Source organism: Acinetobacter sp. V89_4 (assembly GCF_029967875.1).
In the GTDB taxonomy this organism is placed as follows: domain Bacteria; phylum Pseudomonadota; class Gammaproteobacteria; order Pseudomonadales; family Moraxellaceae; genus Acinetobacter; species Acinetobacter oleivorans.
Genome location: NZ_JASCAI010000002.1, coordinates 25,546 through 42,605, shown reverse-complemented (window position 1 = coordinate 42,605; position 17,060 = coordinate 25,546). Strand labels below are relative to the sequence as shown.

Annotated in this window: 18 protein-coding genes; 8 read left to right on the top strand and 10 right to left on the bottom strand. The window is 39.1% G+C overall.

Annotated features, from left to right (window positions below; translation table 11 throughout):
• Positions 1-166: 166 nt before the first annotated feature.
• Positions 167-763 carry a TetR/AcrR family transcriptional regulator gene (locus QLG01_RS02125; protein ID WP_282495723.1) on the bottom strand — a complete coding sequence of 199 codons (597 nt, stop codon included), beginning with the start codon at positions 761-763 and terminating at the stop codon, positions 167-169.
• Positions 764-851: 88 nt separating this feature from the next.
• Between QLG01_RS02125 and QLG01_RS02120 the strand changes: the two genes are divergently transcribed.
• Positions 852-2,066: an oxygenase MpaB family protein gene (locus QLG01_RS02120; protein WP_282495722.1), complete on the top strand. Its 1,215-nt coding sequence runs from the start codon at positions 852-854 to the stop codon at positions 2,064-2,066.
• Between the two features lie 67 nt (positions 2,067-2,133).
• Here the strand turns inward: QLG01_RS02120 and QLG01_RS02115 are convergent, their stop codons facing one another.
• From QLG01_RS02115 to def, 4 genes are all read right to left on the bottom strand, one after another.
• A complete protein-coding gene (locus tag QLG01_RS02115; RefSeq protein WP_013199171.1) occupies positions 2,134-2,340 on the bottom strand; it encodes a hypothetical protein in 207 nt (68 codons plus the stop codon).
• A gap of 54 nt (positions 2,341-2,394) precedes the next feature.
• On the bottom strand, positions 2,395-4,509 hold the full coding sequence (locus tag QLG01_RS02110) for a TonB-dependent copper receptor (protein WP_282495721.1): 2,115 nt from the start codon (positions 4,507-4,509) through the stop codon (positions 2,395-2,397).
• A gap of 72 nt (positions 4,510-4,581) precedes the next feature.
• Entirely contained in the window at positions 4,582-5,007 is a 426-nt protein-coding gene (locus tag QLG01_RS02105) for a DUF2946 family protein (protein ID WP_005309169.1), read from the bottom strand.
• Positions 5,008-5,050: 43 nt separating this feature from the next.
• Positions 5,051-5,581, bottom strand: coding sequence for a peptide deformylase (gene def / locus QLG01_RS02100; RefSeq protein ID WP_004795267.1), 531 nt, complete (start codon positions 5,579-5,581; stop codon positions 5,051-5,053).
• A 122-nt stretch (positions 5,582-5,703) separates the two neighbouring features.
• Between def and QLG01_RS02095 the strand changes: the two genes are divergently transcribed.
• From QLG01_RS02095 to QLG01_RS02085, 3 genes are read left to right on the top strand one after another with little or no spacing between them, the layout of a single operon-like run.
• A complete protein-coding gene (locus QLG01_RS02095; protein WP_191900723.1) occupies positions 5,704-6,858 on the top strand; it encodes a LysM peptidoglycan-binding domain-containing protein in 1,155 nt (384 codons plus the stop codon).
• A 20-nt stretch (positions 6,859-6,878) separates the two neighbouring features.
• Entirely contained in the window at positions 6,879-8,012 is a 1,134-nt protein-coding gene (dprA, locus tag QLG01_RS02090; protein WP_282495720.1) for a DNA-processing protein DprA, read from the top strand.
• Positions 8,013-8,061: 49 nt separating this feature from the next.
• On the top strand, positions 8,062-8,631 hold the full coding sequence (locus QLG01_RS02085) for a Sua5/YciO/YrdC/YwlC family protein (RefSeq protein ID WP_013199176.1): 570 nt from the start codon (positions 8,062-8,064) through the stop codon (positions 8,629-8,631).
• A gap of 391 nt (positions 8,632-9,022) precedes the next feature.
• Here QLG01_RS02085 and QLG01_RS02080 read toward each other — a convergent pair whose 3' ends face one another.
• Entirely contained in the window at positions 9,023-9,943 is a 921-nt protein-coding gene (locus QLG01_RS02080) for a DMT family transporter (RefSeq protein WP_282495719.1), read from the bottom strand.
• Positions 9,944-10,054: 111 nt separating this feature from the next.
• Complete coding sequence (locus QLG01_RS02075; RefSeq protein WP_282495718.1) at positions 10,055-10,708, bottom strand: TetR/AcrR family transcriptional regulator; 654 nt, start codon at positions 10,706-10,708, stop codon at positions 10,055-10,057.
• Between the two features lie 135 nt (positions 10,709-10,843).
• On the opposite strand from QLG01_RS02075, the gene QLG01_RS02070 reads away from it, so the two are divergent.
• The 4 genes from QLG01_RS02070 to QLG01_RS02055 all read left to right on the top strand — a co-directional run bounded on the left by QLG01_RS02070 (position 10,844) and on the right by QLG01_RS02055 (position 14,251).
• The gene (locus QLG01_RS02070) at positions 10,844-12,058 is read left to right on the top strand and encodes an MFS transporter (protein ID WP_004795280.1); all 1,215 of its coding nucleotides are present in this window, start codon (positions 10,844-10,846) and stop codon (positions 12,056-12,058) included.
• Positions 12,059-12,079: 21 nt separating this feature from the next.
• Positions 12,080-12,844: a helix-turn-helix transcriptional regulator gene (locus QLG01_RS02065; RefSeq protein WP_282495717.1), complete on the top strand. Its 765-nt coding sequence runs from the start codon at positions 12,080-12,082 to the stop codon at positions 12,842-12,844.
• Between the two features lie 121 nt (positions 12,845-12,965).
• Positions 12,966-13,511 (top strand): glutathione peroxidase, encoded by a 546-nt coding sequence (locus QLG01_RS02060; protein ID WP_252060638.1) that lies wholly within the window; start codon positions 12,966-12,968, stop codon positions 13,509-13,511.
• A 143-nt stretch (positions 13,512-13,654) separates the two neighbouring features.
• Complete coding sequence (locus tag QLG01_RS02055; RefSeq protein WP_081402319.1) at positions 13,655-14,251, top strand: hypothetical protein; 597 nt, start codon at positions 13,655-13,657, stop codon at positions 14,249-14,251.
• A gap of 57 nt (positions 14,252-14,308) precedes the next feature.
• Here QLG01_RS02055 and QLG01_RS02050 read toward each other — a convergent pair whose 3' ends face one another.
• Genes QLG01_RS02050 through atpG form a run of 3 tightly spaced genes read right to left on the bottom strand, consistent with a single transcriptional unit; the run spans position 14,309 to position 17,040 of the window.
• On the bottom strand, positions 14,309-14,728 hold the full coding sequence (locus QLG01_RS02050) for a F0F1 ATP synthase subunit epsilon (RefSeq protein ID WP_004795288.1): 420 nt from the start codon (positions 14,726-14,728) through the stop codon (positions 14,309-14,311).
• 17 nt (positions 14,729-14,745) lie between these two features.
• On the bottom strand, positions 14,746-16,140 hold the full coding sequence (atpD, locus tag QLG01_RS02045; protein WP_004795290.1) for a F0F1 ATP synthase subunit beta: 1,395 nt from the start codon (positions 16,138-16,140) through the stop codon (positions 14,746-14,748).
• A 30-nt stretch (positions 16,141-16,170) separates the two neighbouring features.
• Positions 16,171-17,040, bottom strand: a complete 870-nt coding sequence (atpG, locus tag QLG01_RS02040) for a F0F1 ATP synthase subunit gamma (protein WP_002114131.1) — start codon at positions 17,038-17,040, stop codon at positions 16,171-16,173.
• Positions 17,041-17,060 lie beyond the last annotated feature (20 nt).

The following is a 17,060-nucleotide window of genomic DNA, read 5'->3' as shown; positions in this document are numbered from 1 at the left end:
ACTGTTTTTCAACAAGTTCTTATCTGCATCACCGCCGATGGATGTGCATTATAGAGGATTAACATCCCTTTGCAAGCGAAAATTAGAAACTTATGACTTGAGCGTTCACTTTTAAATCAAAAACCAATATAACATATTGTTTTATATAAATAATTATTTTAATTATTTATTTTTGACCTAAATATGCCAAGATCATACTCGACAATTCTCGCTTAAGTTGTTGTTCTGATATAAGAAAATTGTTCTGACTCACATATCGCATCATCGTAAAAAGCGTACTATTAATAATTACAAAGGATTTATGCTTCACCTGTTCGAAGTCCCACTGATGAGAATTTCTACTAAATGTATATAGCCCGACTTCAAAAAAATGCTTTTCTAAAATCTGAGCAGCTTGCGAATGGCTATAGTTATGCCAATGTTTCAGTACTTCTATAAAAAATCCATGATCGGCTTTTAATGCATTAAACCCTAGTTCTATCGCCAAGGGGATGAGCAGGTCTAAAGGAATATTTCCTTGCTGCATAACCAACTCTTTAAGTTGATGTCCTAATAGTTCGCTTTTACGGCGTAATAGTTCTTCTATGATTTGATCTTTATTATCAAAGTATTGGTAAATCGAACCTACACTTACTCCAGATTTCTCTGCAATTTTAGGAGTCGTAGTATGTAGTAAGCCATATTGGGCAATACAGTGCTGTGTCGCCTCTAAAATATGGTCAACAATAATTTTTGAACGCTGTTGCTGTGGAGCTTTTCTCATCGGTTGTTTATTCGTTAAATGCGAATTGAATGCGAATAATTATTCATATTAGCCTATTTATTATTCAGTTCAATAAGTAAGTAACGATATGCAAACGATTAGCCCAACTCGACTTGCTTCATTTAATGACATGCAAGACAGTAATTTCTTTACTCAGTTTTTAAATATCTGTTGCGAAAAACCAGCTCAACCAAACTATACAGAATATGTGTCTTTACAACGTGCTCTTTGTGAAGGGGACATTGAAATGGATAAGGTGATTGATTGGGTTATGCAAAACCCCAAAGATCATCGCATGATTTTTGAAAAGATATTATTTCAAGGCTGCAATGACCTCTCTGAGCCGAAACCTACTGAGTTAGAAAATTTCTTTAATTACATTGAACAAAAGCCCGAATGGTTAGACCAGCGCCAAATTGATGAGGCTGTTAAATTTACTCATCGTTTAGGAGTAAATAATGGTTTTATCCTTAGAGATTTATCTTTAATGGCAGGATACTTATATCCGGGATTTAATCAGCCTCTAATTTTAACGGGCGCATTAAAGAAACAGGCGGGTACTCGTTTAGCAGAAACTACAAAATGGTGGGTTGATATTACTGAACCTCAAGGACTTTCTCGTTTAAGCTCAGGTTTCACCTCAACGATTTATGTTCGCTTTATTCACGCACTTGTTCGCCGACAATTAAAAAAGTCTGATCGTTGGGATAGTGAAGTTTGGGGAATTCCTCTTAATCAATTTGATTTAGCAATGACTAATTTGGCCTTTAGCAGTGTAGTTTTACTCGGTATTAGAGCTTTAGGTGTATGGCCAACAAAAGAAGAAGCTAAGAGTTTTTTACATTTTTGGCGTTATGTCGGCTGGTTAATGGGTATTGATGAAAAGTGGCTTATTCAATCTGAAACTGAAGGCTGGCGATTACTTTACTTGATGCAGTTTGCACACCCTCGTTCCGATCACAGCAGTATTGAATTAGGATCAAGCTTATCTAAAGAGCCTTTTGAGAGACAATATCTGCATTTGCGTTCTTTACAGCAGAAACTTGCTTATCGGCAACATTTAGAACTTACCCAATTTTTTATTGGTAAGAAAAGAATGAAACTACTCGGGTTGCCACAGCAGTCTGCTTCATGGTTTGCTTATTATCTGATTTTGCGTAATTCAGTACTTTATAACGGCGCAAAATTTTCACCAAAAGTTGAAAGGTTTTTAACTCAATCGGGTCGTAATTTACAAAAACTTGGCTTAACGCTTTATCAGAATCAAGGTAAGGCAAAAACCTTAGCAAGTATGCATCAATAATTTTTAAAACCTAAAAATAAAAAAGGAAGTCTGTTAACCAGACTTCCTTTTTCAAATATTAAGATGCTTATTGAGATGATGAACTATGCATTTCAGCGTGATTCATTTGCTCAGGTGTTTCCACCATTTGCTTATTTTTTTGACTTGGCATGTAGTCAGGCTCATTGTTGATCGCCAAGTAAAAAATGATCATAAACAATAAGCTCAAGATACAAGCCACAATAAGTGACTTCCATCCCCACCACGATTGTTCAGGCGATAATTTATTTGTCATTTCATTTCTCTCATTCAATTAATATTTTCAGTTCATTTCATTCGCTATAGGTTATTAAAACTTCATACTCATACGAACCCAGTAATTTCTTCCGATATTGTTGAATTGCTCTTCACTCGCAAATCCAAAACCTGCACTACCCGCTTTGTTTAAGTGTTCGGTATAGGTTTTATCTAGTACGTTATCGATACCAACAGAGACATCAATATCTTTACGAAGGTTGTAACTTCCGTTTAAAGAAAGAGTTGAAAAACCTTTACTTGGTTTGAGGTCATACCCCACGATGTTACCTTGATGTAGACTCACGCGGTTTTGCTCAGCAACAGCACGCCACAACAGACCTAAGTTATATTTGTCAGCCACATAGCGAATATTTAAGCGACCTTCTAAAGGGGAAATTTGAGGTAGCGGTTTGTCATCTGTGGTGTTTTTACCCCACGCATACATAGCACTCAAATCTGCCTGAATATGGTCGGTAAATTGATATCCAATACCCGCTTCCGCGCCTGCGATGGTTGCATCGACATTTTTGGCACCCGCAGTAATATCATGACTCATGTCATGCCCATCCATTCCCATACTTGGATGATGGTGGTAACTCATTAAAATGTAGTCATCTACTAAGCCTGCATAAGCAGAAGCCCATGTATTTAAAGCACCATGTTGCTGCTGGAAGCCCATATCCAACTGTAATGTTTTCTCAGGATTCACACCGTTAAAAGTATTGGTTGAGCCAGCATTACCGTGTTTAGGCGAGAAAAGCTCCCAATAATCAGGCATACGCTCTACATAACCTAAACCGATATAGCTTTTTAGGTCATGCTCAGGATGTTGATTTTCCCAGCGTACAAATGCACTTGGTAAAGTCTTTTCAAGTTTGGTGTTAAAACCTTGTGCTTGAGAATCGGCACGTTCATCTTCAACTGTGACTCGATCTAAACGCACACCTGTGACCAGTTTATTGAGATCGTTCCATTGATAACCAAGTTCACCAAAAACACCGTATGATTGAAAACGCATATCTTGACGATATGGAACATTCATGGAAGGCATATTTGGCGATGACATGCTACCGCCATGTTTATTGAATTGAGAATCTACACCTGTAATCAAACTCCACTTATTCCATTCAGAAGTCATGGCCAAACGTGAGTTTAATGTACGGCGCGTTACCTGCATTGCCATCGCGTTCGGCATCAGCATGGTCATACCACCATGATTCATTTCAACTAATGGCGGAGTACGTAAGCTAAAGTTATCCATAATATGGTCGTTATAGCTGTAGTTCACCTGTCCTTCAATTTTCTTAATGACGTCAGTGATATTTTTCTTTTCAAAGCGTAGCCCTAAGCTTTCACGCGCAAACTGAGAACCATCCATTGAACGTCCAGCATAAAGCGACTCACCATCAGATTTTCCGCCTGTGAGTTCAATCCATGTGTTTTCATCTGGAGTAAAGCCAAGTGCTACATCAGCATTCCACTTTTTCCATCCTGAAGGCACGGTATTGCCGTCACCATCTTGATAACTATTAGACTCTGAACGGTTGGCATTTAAACGGATATATTTCTTCTCATCACCAATTGCCGCTTCAACATTATGGTCAATACGTCCATAGGAACCTAATAAGACACTCGCTTGCCCACGATAAGGTTTTTCAGAGGTGAGTTTCTCAGGTTGACGTTCAAAAAGCACTGTTGCAGCAGAACCTGTATTGGCATATTGAACCGTTTGTGGACCTTTAATGACAGAAATACGATCATAACTTTCTGGAGAGATATAAGAAGTTGGAGCATCCATACGGTTTGGACATGCACCTAGGTTTTCTGTTCCATCTGTCAAAATTTTGATACGTGAACCAAACATGCCTCGGAAGGTCACATCACCATTTGTTCCACCGCTTTGTATTGAGTTAAAACCCATAATACTTTGTAGATAATCTGCCCCATCTGTAGCAGGTACTGGCTGAATGGGCTGTTTCGGGTCGGCATGTACAATCAGACCATTTGCATCATTGCCTTGCTGTGCTGTAACAACAATAGGTGCTAATGAGTGAAGTGTTTTGGTATCAACATCATTTCTTTCTGAATCAGCAAAAACTAGACCCGAATGAGAGACAGCAAGCATCGCAACCCATAGAGGCTGTAATAAGAATTTAGAATGTGGCATTTTTATACGCTCTAAAACATAAATAAAGTGATATTGAAGTCAGTTAAGACCCCAACAAAAAATTGCTTTTATTTATGCAAATAGAGGCGGTGCGCGCCCTTGCGGGAGTAGGAAAAGTCGCTGTAGCGCAAAGTAAACATGTCGAAATGCTTGTTGATAGGCAACTAAGCGGACTTGTATGCGGACTAAAACTTCTTTTACACCAAATTCAGGTGGTAAAACCAGATTGGCATAGACGGTACAATATTGACACTGGTGATTTGCATCATGATGATCATGTTGCCCAGAAGCTTGTGCCTGTTCAATATGATGTTCATGATGTGAATGCATGGTATGTGACATGGTTTCCATCTGTGCTTTGGGTTTAAGCAAAGCACGAGTAATAGTTTCACAGACCGGAGCAATTTGATATTGCTTCGGTAATAGCGGCTGTAGAAATACCGCAACCTGTAAAAATACTGCTGCACATGCAAGCAGTAAACCACTACGAAAAACCAAAAATCACATCCACACTATATTAATGTTTCAAGAATAGAAATTTTTAACGTTTTACTGCAACTTTTTCACGCTCACGTTGACGAACAACTTTTTCGACTTTTTCTCGAGCACGCTGACGTTTAAGTGGCGACAAATAATCCACAAATAATTTGCCATTTAAGTGATCCATTTCATGTTGGATACAAACAGCGAGAAGTCCATCAGCTTCTATCTCAAATGCTTGACCTTCAAGGTTAATTGCCTCAATTTTCACACGTGACGGGCGCTCAACTTTGTCGTATATTTGTGGCACCGATAGGCAGCCTTCTTCGTACTGCTGCTTATCTTCTGTCAGTGGAGTGATTTTGGGGTTAATAAAAACCAAGGGTTCATCTTTAGCTTCAGATAAATCTATAACGATTAACTGAATATGACGATCTACTTGTGAAGCTGCTAAACCAATACCGGGTGCGGCATACATGGTTTCAAGCATATCTGCTGCAAGTTGACGAATTTCATCAGTAACTTCTTCAACAGGCTTAGCAATGGTACGAAGACGGGGATCAGGAAAACTTAAAATAGGTAATAAGGCCATACTGACGTCCTCACTTATGCCATTGATTGAAAAACCAAATGAAGGAAATACTTCATCGAAAAATTGTGTGTTAGCCGCCTATTATAACGCATCTGCACGCATAATTTTTAGGAATTATCATAATGAAAAAGGTTTTTAACGGCATGGTTGAATTTCATGCTTTGGGGATAAAAAAGCATTTACTTGCTTTCGCACTTTTTACAGGGGTTGCAATGGGTACAGTAGCAGAGGTTCATGCTGCTAGTCCAAACCATAATCCACCCTCTCTAAAAAGTAATGCACCACATGTCTACGTTGTAAAACGCGGAGATACGCTGTGGGATATTTCCGGTCATTTCCTAAGTAAACCTTGGCGCTGGCCAGAAATCTGGGCAAATAATCAACATGTCAAAAATCCACACTGGATTTATCCTGGTGACCGATTGTTGTTATGCAGTTTAGCGGGTCGACCATTGATCGGTAAAGATGAGGGAGATGGTTGCGTTGGCATTATTCGTCGCTACACAGGCCAAATGACAAACTTGCAACCTCAAGTTCGTGTGGAATCGCTTAACGACAATGTGCCTGTTATTCCACTTGAACATATCAAACAGTGGTTAGAACACAGCACAATTTTGCCAGCCGACGCAATTGAACACACTCCTTATATTGTGGGAACTGCTGATCAACGCGTGCTTGCCGCAAGAGGCCAAACCATTTATGCACGCGGACAAGGTTTAGTTAATGGTCAACGTTATGCAGTCTACCGTGAAGGTGAACCTTATTATTTCACAGACAGTAAAGGTAAAAAGCATAGTCTAGGTATTGAACTGCAACAAGTTGCCTCAGGGATTGCGATCTCTTCTGAAAAAGACATAACAACGCTTGAGTTAACGGATAGCTATAATTCCGAAGTGCGTCGTGGTGATCGGGTTATGCCGGAAGAAGAAGCAACATTACCTACTTTGTTTTATCCAGTAGATGCCACTCAAGTTACAGATGCTGGCAAGATCATTCGTGTAATGGGTTCAATTGGCAGCGCTGCAAAAAATAGTGTGGTGACTTTGGACCGAGGTACAGCACAAGGGATTCAAGTAGGGCAAGTTTTTGATATTACTCAAAAGGGTGAGACTATTCGAGACCCTAAAACCAAAGAACCAATACAGTTACCAGGACAACAGATTGGTAGTCTGATGGTTTTCAGAACCTTTGATCAGCTTAGCTATGCCTACGTATTAGAAAGTGACCTACCTATTAAAGTTGGTTCAAGTATTCAGCCACCTCGTTTTGATGATTAACGCTGGATATACCCTTTACAATGCTTACTCAACTTTCTTCACACCATTACCACACGCTTAAAGTGTGGTATTTGGTGCAACACTCATTAGTTAGCTTCAAAAAAATTGTCAACTGTTTTGGGAGCTGTGAAAAGGCGGTCCAACCTGCTGGGTTATCTCAATGGCGCAATCTCGGGTTACATGCTAATCATTTAAAACGCATAGATGAATTTCAAACTGCTCAGGGTCAAGCTCAGTTTGAAAAACTGATTGAGCAGATTCAGCAATATACCGACTTTATTTTAACGTCAGAAGACTCTGGCTATCCTACGCAATTACTACCTTATACAGACCATCCACCCATCATATTTGGAAAAGGCCAAGCTCAAGCTTTGTTACAACCACAAATTGCGATTGTAGGTAGTCGAAAACCAAGCCCGCATGGTCGTCAGGTTGCTTATGATTTTGCCTATTACTTAAGTGAAAAAGGATTTTATATAAGTAGTGGTTTGGCATATGGGATTGACGAAGCTGCTCACCAAGGAGCTTCAGCACATCAACGTACGATTGCTGTGACAGGAACAGGTTTAGACAGTACCTACCCTGCTCAAAATAAAAAACTTGCAGAACATATCTTAGCTCAAAACGGCGCCATCATTACTGAGTTTTTGCCCGGTACGCCCCCATTACAGCAACATTTTCCTCGTAGGAACCGAATTGTCAGTGGCCTGAGTTTAGGTGTTTTAGTGGTAGAAGCGACTTTAAAAAGTGGTTCTCTCATTACTGCGAACAAAGCTGCTGAGCAAGGTAAAACCGTATTTGCCATTCCTGGCCATATTTACAGTGAGTTTCATCAGGGCTGCCATCAACTTATTCGTGAAGGAGCCATTTTAGTCGATCATCCTGAGCAGATTATTGAAGATCTTGCTTTACCTACTCAATGGCAAAGTCAGCAACAGAACTCAACTGAAGAGGTCGTGGTTTCTTGTGCCCCAGAAATTCCTGAACATTTGATTAACCTTTATCAGTCTTTAGACTGGGTCGGACAAAATATTGACCAGCTTGTCATACACCACTCACAACCTGTGGCAGAACTCACCTCTTCACTCATGGAACTAGAACTACTTGGTTTATGTATGCAACAATCAGGGCTGTATTTACGTTGTCGCTCTTAGTGCTGGAGCGTAATAGCAATTCTGTTTGATTGAAAGGAAGAGTATTACCATGATTACCACCTCAGTTACCGAAGCAGCCGAATGTTTACAACAAGGTCAAGTTTTGGCATATCCAACTGAGGCAGTTTGGGGGTTAGGTTGCGACCCTTTTAACGAACAAGCTTTTCAAAAGATTCTTGAGTTAAAGCAAAGGCCTATTGAAAAGGGAGTGATTTTATTAGCAGGTCATATTAGCCAAGTTGAGCACCTACTAACTTCTCTACCTCAAACAACCCAACAAGAAATTATTGATTGTTGGACGAATCATCAACCTTCAGAAAGAGCCACAACTTGGCTATTACCTGCTGGCGAACATATTCCTTCTTGGATTAAAGGTGAACATCCACTTGTTGCTGTTCGAGTCACCACACATCCTTTGTGTGTGGCATTATGCAATGCTTTTCATGGTTTTATTGTTTCGACGAGTGCCAACCCAAGTGGGCAAGAACCTGCTCATTCACTACAAGATGCCTGCCAATACTTTGGTTCACAATTAAACTATCTCAATGGTGATTTAGGCCAAAGTCAGCAGCCAAGTAGAATTATTAATGCTCTCACTGGAGAGATTATTCGCGCCTAATTTCAGACAAAAAAAAGCTCAGTTATATAGGGATAACTGAGCATAAAAAAGGATGGGTATATACCGCATCCAGAGGGTTTGAATATCTCTGCAACGAAAGATAATTTGTAAAAAAAGCACGTCTTTCGTAGTGGTCGCTATTATGTAGTAAGAGATCAAATGAGAGAAATATATTATTTCTCTAAAAAAAGCATGAAAAGTGTAGGGAATTTACGAATTTTCGCTTATAAATTAAAATTATATTAATATTTTTACTCGGCTTTTTTAATATTTATATTTCAATCTATTCTTATAAACTATTTATAAATCATATAGAAAAACTTTAACTAAGAAAAAAATGGCATATTTTCATCAGTTTTTTTCAAAATATGCCATAGTTTTTTTAACGACTTTAGTTTTGCTCTTGCATTAAGCTGTTCTTTTTAGGACTGACTTTTTTCTGAGCCATAATGATACCAATTAAGATAACAATCCCACCTATTGTGTGATAGATGGTCCATTGCTCAGACAACCAAATGCTTGCAATAATTGCTGTAAAAACAGGAACCAAATTCATAAAAATACTTGTTCTATTGGGACCCAATTGTTGAACAGCCAACATCCAAACTAACGGTGCAATGAGTGAAGCGAATACACCAGCATAAATAGCACTTGGCGCGTTTTGTACATTTAAAGCATCTAGTCCAAACCAAAAAATTAAAGGAAGATGAAATATTACAGAAAATCCGATCTGAACATATAAGCTTGTCATGATTGGAAGTGGAAGCTGCCATTTTTTAAGGAAAACCCCATAAAATGCATAGAAGAATACGGCAATAATCATCAATGCATCACCAAGGTGTCCGCCACCACTTAAAAGCTTATTAATATTTCCTTGGGACATAACATATAGCAAACCTGCGAAGGATAAAATGCTGCCAAAAACTGCAAATCGATTAGGCACATCTTTTAAAATCGCAAGCGAAACAAAGATCGTAAAGATAGGAATAAATGCATTCACAATTCCCATATTGGTTGCACTGGTATAATGGGCAGCTGTATAAGCAAGTCCTTGATAAAGCACCATCCCAAATGCACTTAACACAGCCAACTTAGGTAAATATGGTATTACTAGTCGTCTTTGTCTCCACACAGGCATAAACATAAATGGAGTCAAAATAATAAAAGCGATTAACCACCGATAGAAGCTGATACTTACCGGAGAAATATAATCCGAGACATAGCGGGTGACTACAATGTTTAAAGACCAAATCAGTACTGCCAAAATGGGAAAAATAAATGCCCATTTGTGATATTTCATGACCTGACTCATAGTAATACACCATCTACAAAAGAGATTTTATTTTGAAGAATGTCTTAATAAATTGAAATATCGTATTTCCGACATTGATATTGAACTTAGGACATCATCTTTTTCTAAAATCTAAAATAATGTCCAAGCTTTCACCGCATGACCTACCACTTTATGTAATTGCTCGCTACTCGCACCATCTCTCGCTTGAATAGTCAGCCCTTGAATGACAGTGGTATAAAAATCAGTCATTTCCTGTAAAGGCGCATGAGAAGATAAATCCCCTTGCTCCACACCTTGCTGAAGACGTTTTAATAATTTTTCTTTTGTCTTTATGCGCTTATCTAATAGATTTTGCTGTACATCTTGAGTTGCATCAGAGCAATTCATAGCAGCAACAACCACCATACAACCAGCTGGCTTATTCGGCTGAACCAGTCTTTTAACAATGTCATAAAGATATAACTCAACAGCAATTTTTGCAGTTTTTGCTTCTACAAATATAGTGTCAATCGGACATCCTTCATGAGCTAAATAGTAATCAACACATCTGTAAAACAGCCCTTCTTTGTCGCCGAAGGCACTATATAAGCTCGGTGCTGTAATTTCCAAAGCTTGTGTTAAATCACTAATAGACGTTGCTTCATAACCATGCTCCCAAAACAGCAACATTGCTTTTTGCAAAACCTGTTGTTCATCAAAGCATTTAGGACGTCCACGCTTTTTTTTAAGCGCGTCTTCTGTAGCAGCTAAATTCGTTTCATGCCTATTTGTCATAAAGATCACATCTATTTTTATAACAATCGTTATTAAATTAATTGACGTTCGATTTTTTATCAACTATTTTATTTTCATAATGATCGTTAGTTAATTAATAAATTGCCTTTCTTCACTCTAAATTTAGCCAAGTAAGGATTTCCTATGGACCAATCTTCTATTTCTAAAGCGCGACCCACGACCTCCCCTCAAGGGAGCTGGTTTGCCATTTTGGCCGTTGCGATTGCAGCGTTTGCATTAGTAACAAGTGAATTTTTACCTGTTGGTGTTTTAAATAGTGTTGCAACAGATTTAAATATTTCAGTAGGTACAGCCGGTCTTATTATTACTGTACCCGGCATTATGGCAGCAATTGCCGCCCCTCTATTACCTGTATCTGTGAAACAACTTGATCGGCGTTATGTGCTTATCTTGCTGACAGCCATTATGGTCATTGCCAATACCATTACTGCCTTTGCAGAAAATTTCCATGTTTTATTGCTCAGTCGCTTAATTTTAGGAATTTCGATTGGGGGGTTCTGGGCGACAGCAATTGCTTTAAGTGGGAAATTAGCTCCCTCGCATCTTCCTATTGCGAAAGCAACGGCTGTAGTAATGGCTGGTGTAACTTTTGCGACAGTTTTAGGTGTTCCGATTGGAACATGGTTAAGTGAGTTTTATGGTTGGCGCAGCGCTTTTGGAATTACCGCAGGAATTGGTTTAATTGTTTTAATCTTACAATTAATCTTCTTACCTAAACTTGTTCCAGACTCCGCAATTCACATAAGAGATTTGCCAGCACTATTACGCACCCCTAAAGCACGTAGTGGTATGTTGATTGTTTTACTGATTGGACTTGCTCATTTTTGTGCCTATAGCTATTTAGCACCTTTCTTCAAAAATATTGCAGGCTTTAACGGCACAACAATTAGTTCATTACTATTGCTCTATGGAATTGCAGGTATTTTCGGAAATGCATTCGCCGGATATAGCGGCAATTTAAATGTCCGATATACACTTGCCTTTGTTAGTGCTTGTTTTGCAATTGTATTTTTTGGATTCCCACTTTTTGCCATTCATGAATTTGGTGCTATTGTCTTAACAGCTTTATGGGGCTTCGCATTTGGCGCTTTCCCTACCTCAGCAAATATCTGGATGTTTGTACATGCACCAAATGCAGTTGAAAAAGGTATGCCACTTTTTGTAGGTATGTTTCAGGTGATGATTGCGACAGGTTCATTATTAGGTGGATATGTAGTTGATCATTTCAATGAAAATACTTTAATTTATGGTGTATTAAGCTTTGTTGCCCTAGCATTACTAAGTACATTTACCTTAGCAAAAGGTTTAAATAATCCTAAAGCGACTTGTGAAAATTAAAATATTATTCAGAGTAAATAAATGAAAAATGAGGACCAACAATTTTCTTTATTGAACAGTATAGAAGTTCATGAATTTCTATACCAAAAAGAAGATATTGTTCGTCCTCATGCATCTCTCTGGGGAGATTTTAATTTCAGTTTGAATGGCATTTTGGAAATGCAAGTAGAGGAACAAATCTACTTATCTCCTCCAAGCTATGGGCTTTGGATTCCACCTCAAACAGTTCATCAATCTACTCATATCGACCATGAAATTCACTATATCTGTATTCGATTACACCCTAGCCTCTGTTCTATTTTAGGTGACGTCTGTAAATGCTTTAGTATTCAGCCTTTCTTTCGAACCTTAGTTTTACAAATTCTCGAACAGCAAAAACAAACTGGAAAACCTGAATATTTAGAACATCTTTTACAAGTTTTATTCGATCAACTTAAACAAGCTCCTGCCTATTCACATTATTTACCACAAACGCGACATCCTATTTTATTGCCTATACTAGAAAAACTCTCAGACCCATTACTTTTTGATCACTCTTTACAGCAGTTGCTTCAAAATTTCTCGGTCAGTGATCGCCACTTATTACGTTTGAGTCAACAAGAGCTTCAGCTTTCGTTGTCGGAATGGCGTAACCGAGCCAAAATTGTTTATGCTATTCATCAGATCCGCCAAGGGACATCCATTAAGCGTTTAGCATACGATTTAGGTTATCAACATAGCTCAAGTTTTATCGAGTTTTTTAAACGTTATACTGGGCAAACGCCTATCCAAATTAGAAATAACTAGAATTTAGTTTATCTTTTAAAATCTTTTTCTTTTTTGAACACGAATATTATTGCACTGCCCATCAATAGCAGTTAAAACAAATGCGTTACTTGATATCAATTACAATCTTTAGGAAAGACTCATGACACAATCTGTATATCACATTCCAGTAAAAGCCATTTCAGGTGAAACGGTTGACCTCGAACAATACAAAGGTAAAGTTTTACTTATTGTAAATACTGCTTCTAAATGTGGTTTAACTCCACAGTACGAAGGTCTAGAAAAGCTTTATCAAGAAAAAAAAGATCAAGGTCTTGAAATTTTAGGTTTCCCTGCAAACAACTTTAAAGAGCAAGAACCAGGTTCTGATGAAGAAATTCAGCAATTCTGTTCATTAAATTACGATGTTCACTTCCCTTTATTTTCTAAAGTATCTGTTGCAGGTGAAGATAAGCATCCACTTTATGCAACTTTGACATCAGCTCAACCAGAACGTACTGGTGAAGGACCTTTCCGTGAACGCTTAGAAGGTTTAGGTATTCCAACTAATCCAGCTCCAGAAGTTTTATGGAACTTTGAAAAATTCTTAATTAATAAAAATGGCGAAGTAGTAGCTCGTTTTGCTCCAAACCTAACTGCTGATGATGAACAAATTGTTAAAGCAGTTGAAGCAGAGTTAGCAAAATAACGTTTTTAAAAAGATGAAAAAGAGCGTTTTCTACGCTCTTTTTTATTATCTACTCAAAGTGTTGTTTGTTTGCAAAAATACAATCTTTCTCCATATTTTATGCCTATAGTACCTATTTGCTTTATTTGATGTTGTTTGTAGTTATGAAAAAAGTTTTACAGGGTGCATTTCTTCCTTTTGTAATTTTTGCCTCAGGCATGCTTTTACTCGGGTGTGATCAAGCACGAGATCATGCTACTGAACAAGAAAATACTGAAATAAGTGAACAGGCATCTGATCAAGCTATTGAACGACAAGAATCAGATATTGCTCCTAGCAAAACTGAACTCAAAAGCGGCAATATTTTTTATATGGTCCGAGATGCTGCTAATTTACAGCTTAAAGCTGGAGATTATGTTGAACAGCTTAAAGACACTCAACTTGACGTTGAACAAGCAATTCAAGATAAGAATCAAAGTGAATTAAAAACAACTGTTTCAACTTTAAAACAGCAACTACAAGGTTTAAATCAAGCCCTTCTCACCTTAGATATCAAAAGCCAGGAAATTGAGAATATCCGCCAAAGTTTACTACATGCCAATCAACAAGCTCTTAGTATGCCGTTATTAAATGGGAAATTAGATCAAATCAATTTTGACCAAATTGAAAAACAGCTGAATACTATTCAAATGGATATGGTTAAGTTAGCCGCCATGATTATGGCTGGAGATGAAAAATCAGATTCAAAAACTGAATCTTAGAAATTAACTTATAAAAAAAGCCACCGTAAGGTGGCTTTTTCAATCTCGAACCGCGTCTTATTGAGCGCGGTTTTTGATTTTACGGATTGTTTCAAGCTGGCCTGAGATCTCTGATAGAGATGCCAAAGCAGCAGCTGAGTCCAAATCACTCTTTTGGTTCGCAAGCAATTGTTCAGCATTTTTACGTGCTTCTAAAATTGCAGCTTCATCCAAATTGTCTGCACGGATTGCAGTATCTGCAAGAACCGTTACAACATGAGGTTGAACTTCTAAAACACCGCCAGATACATAGACGATTTCTTCTGTACCATTTTCCAACTGAACACGAATCGGGCCCGGTTGAAGCAAGGTTACGAGTGGAGCGTGTCCTGGCAAAATACCAAGCTCACCACCAGCACCTTTCGCGATTAACATCGTCACTGCGCCAGAGTAAATAGACTCTTTAACACTTACGACATCACATTGCATAGTCGCCATGAGATGATCTCCTTAAATTAGAGTTTCTCAGCTTTAGCAATCACTTCGTCAATACCACCAACCATATAGAACGCTTGTTCTGGGATGTGATCGTATTCACCAGCTAATAGACCTTTAAAGCCACGAATCGTTTCTTTAAGTGGTACTAATTTACCAGGAGCACCAGTAAACACTTCAGCTACGTGGAATGGTTGAGAGAAGAAACGTTGGATTTTACGCGCACGGTAAACAACCAATTTATCTTCTTCAGCTAACTCATCCATACCCAAGATTGCGATAATGTCTTTAAGCTCTTTATAACGTTGCAATACGTTCTGTACAGAACGAGCAATTTCATAATGCTCTTGACCAACAACTAATGGGTCTAACTGACGTGAAGTTGAGTCAAGTGGATCGATCGCTGGATAGATACCAGAAGATGCGATGTCACGGCTCAATACTACTGTTGCATCTAAGTGAGCAAATGTAGTTGCAGGCGATGGATCTGTTAAGTCATCGGCAGGTACATATACTGCTTGGATCGATGTGATCGAACCAGATTTAGTAGATGTAATACGCTCTTGAAGAACACCCATTTCTTCTGCAAGTGTAGGTTGGTAACCTACCGCAGATGGCATACGACCTAACAATGCTGATACTTCAGTACCTGCAAGTGTATAACGGTAGATGTTGTCGACGAATAATAATACGTCACGACCTTTACCATTTTCGTCTTTTTGATCACGGAAGTATTCAGCCATAGTCAAACCAGTTAACGCTACGCGTAAACGGTTACCTGGTGGCTCGTTCATCTGACCGTAGACCATTGCTACTTTGTCAAGAACGTTAGAATCTTTCATTTCGTGATAGAAGTCGTTACCTTCACGAGTACGCTCACCAACACCAGCAAACACAGATAAACCTGAGTGAGCTTTCGCGATGTTGTTGATCAACTCCATCATGTTAACGGTTTTACCAACACCCGCACCACCGAATAAACCAACTTTACCACCTTTCGCAAACGGGCAAAGTAAGTCAATTACTTTAATACCAGTTTCTAAAAGATCAGTAGAAGCTGCTTGTTCAGCATAAGAAGGTGCTTCACGGTGAATCGGCAAACGCTCTTCAGTCGCTACAGGACCTGCTTCATCAATCGGGCGACCCAAAACGTCCATGATACGACCAAGCGTAGCTGGACCTACTGGAACAGAAATCGGTGCATTTGTGCTGGTTACGTTAAGGCCACGTTTAAGACCTTCTGTAGAACCCATTGCGATGGTACGAACAACACCATCGCCAAGCTGTTGCTGAACTTCTAATGTAGTTTCAGTACCGTCAACTTGGAGAGCGTCATAGATCTTAGGAACGCTATTGCGCTCAAACTCGACGTCGATAACCGCGCCGATGATCTGAATGATACGACCGCTACTCATTGCTGTCTCCTCAATTCAAACTTAATAATGTTAAACGGCAGCGGCACCGCCAACGATCTCGGAAATTTCCTGAGTAATCGCGGCTTGACGCAGCTTGTTGTAAATGAGTTGTAGGTCTTTAATCAGTTGTCCTGCGTTGTCTGTCGCTGCTTTCATCGCGACCATACGAGCTGACTGCTCACATGCAACGTTTTCAATCACACCTTGATAAACCATAGACTCGATATAGCGAACCAACAAACCATTTAACAATTCTTCTGCTTCTGGTTCGTAGATATAGTCCCAACCATAAGTACGGTTGAGATCATCGCCTTCTTCTGCTGGTGCTAAAGGAACAAGTTGTTCTACTTTAGGCTGCTGAGTCATTGCATTAACGAAGCCATTTGATACGAGGTAGATACGATCTAATTCGCCCTTATCAAATGCATCAAGCATAACTTGTACTGAGCCAGTTAACTGTTCCAAACTCGGCGCATCGCCAAGTTGGGTAGTTGCACCAAGCACTTTACCGCCGTAATTCTTAAAAAACGAAACCGCTTTTTGACCAATTAAAGCAAATTCAACTTCAATTGACTGCTGCTGTTGTGCTTTGACATGCTGCACAACTTTCTTGAACAAGTTAATGTTCAAGCCACCTGCCAAACCACGATCTGAAGACACTACGATATAGCCAACGCGCTTAACTGGGCGATCAACCATATAACGGTGTTTGTATTCAGGGTTTGCTTGGACCAAGTGAGCAATTACACGGCGCATATTATCGGCATACGGACGGCCCTGAGCCATGCGCTCTTGCGCACGACGCATTTTAGAAGCAGCTACCATTTGCATCGCGCGAGTAATCTTTTGCGTGCTCTTGATACTAGCTACTTTGGCGCGAATTTCTTTTAAATTTGCCATACGCTTAACCTAGTATTCGA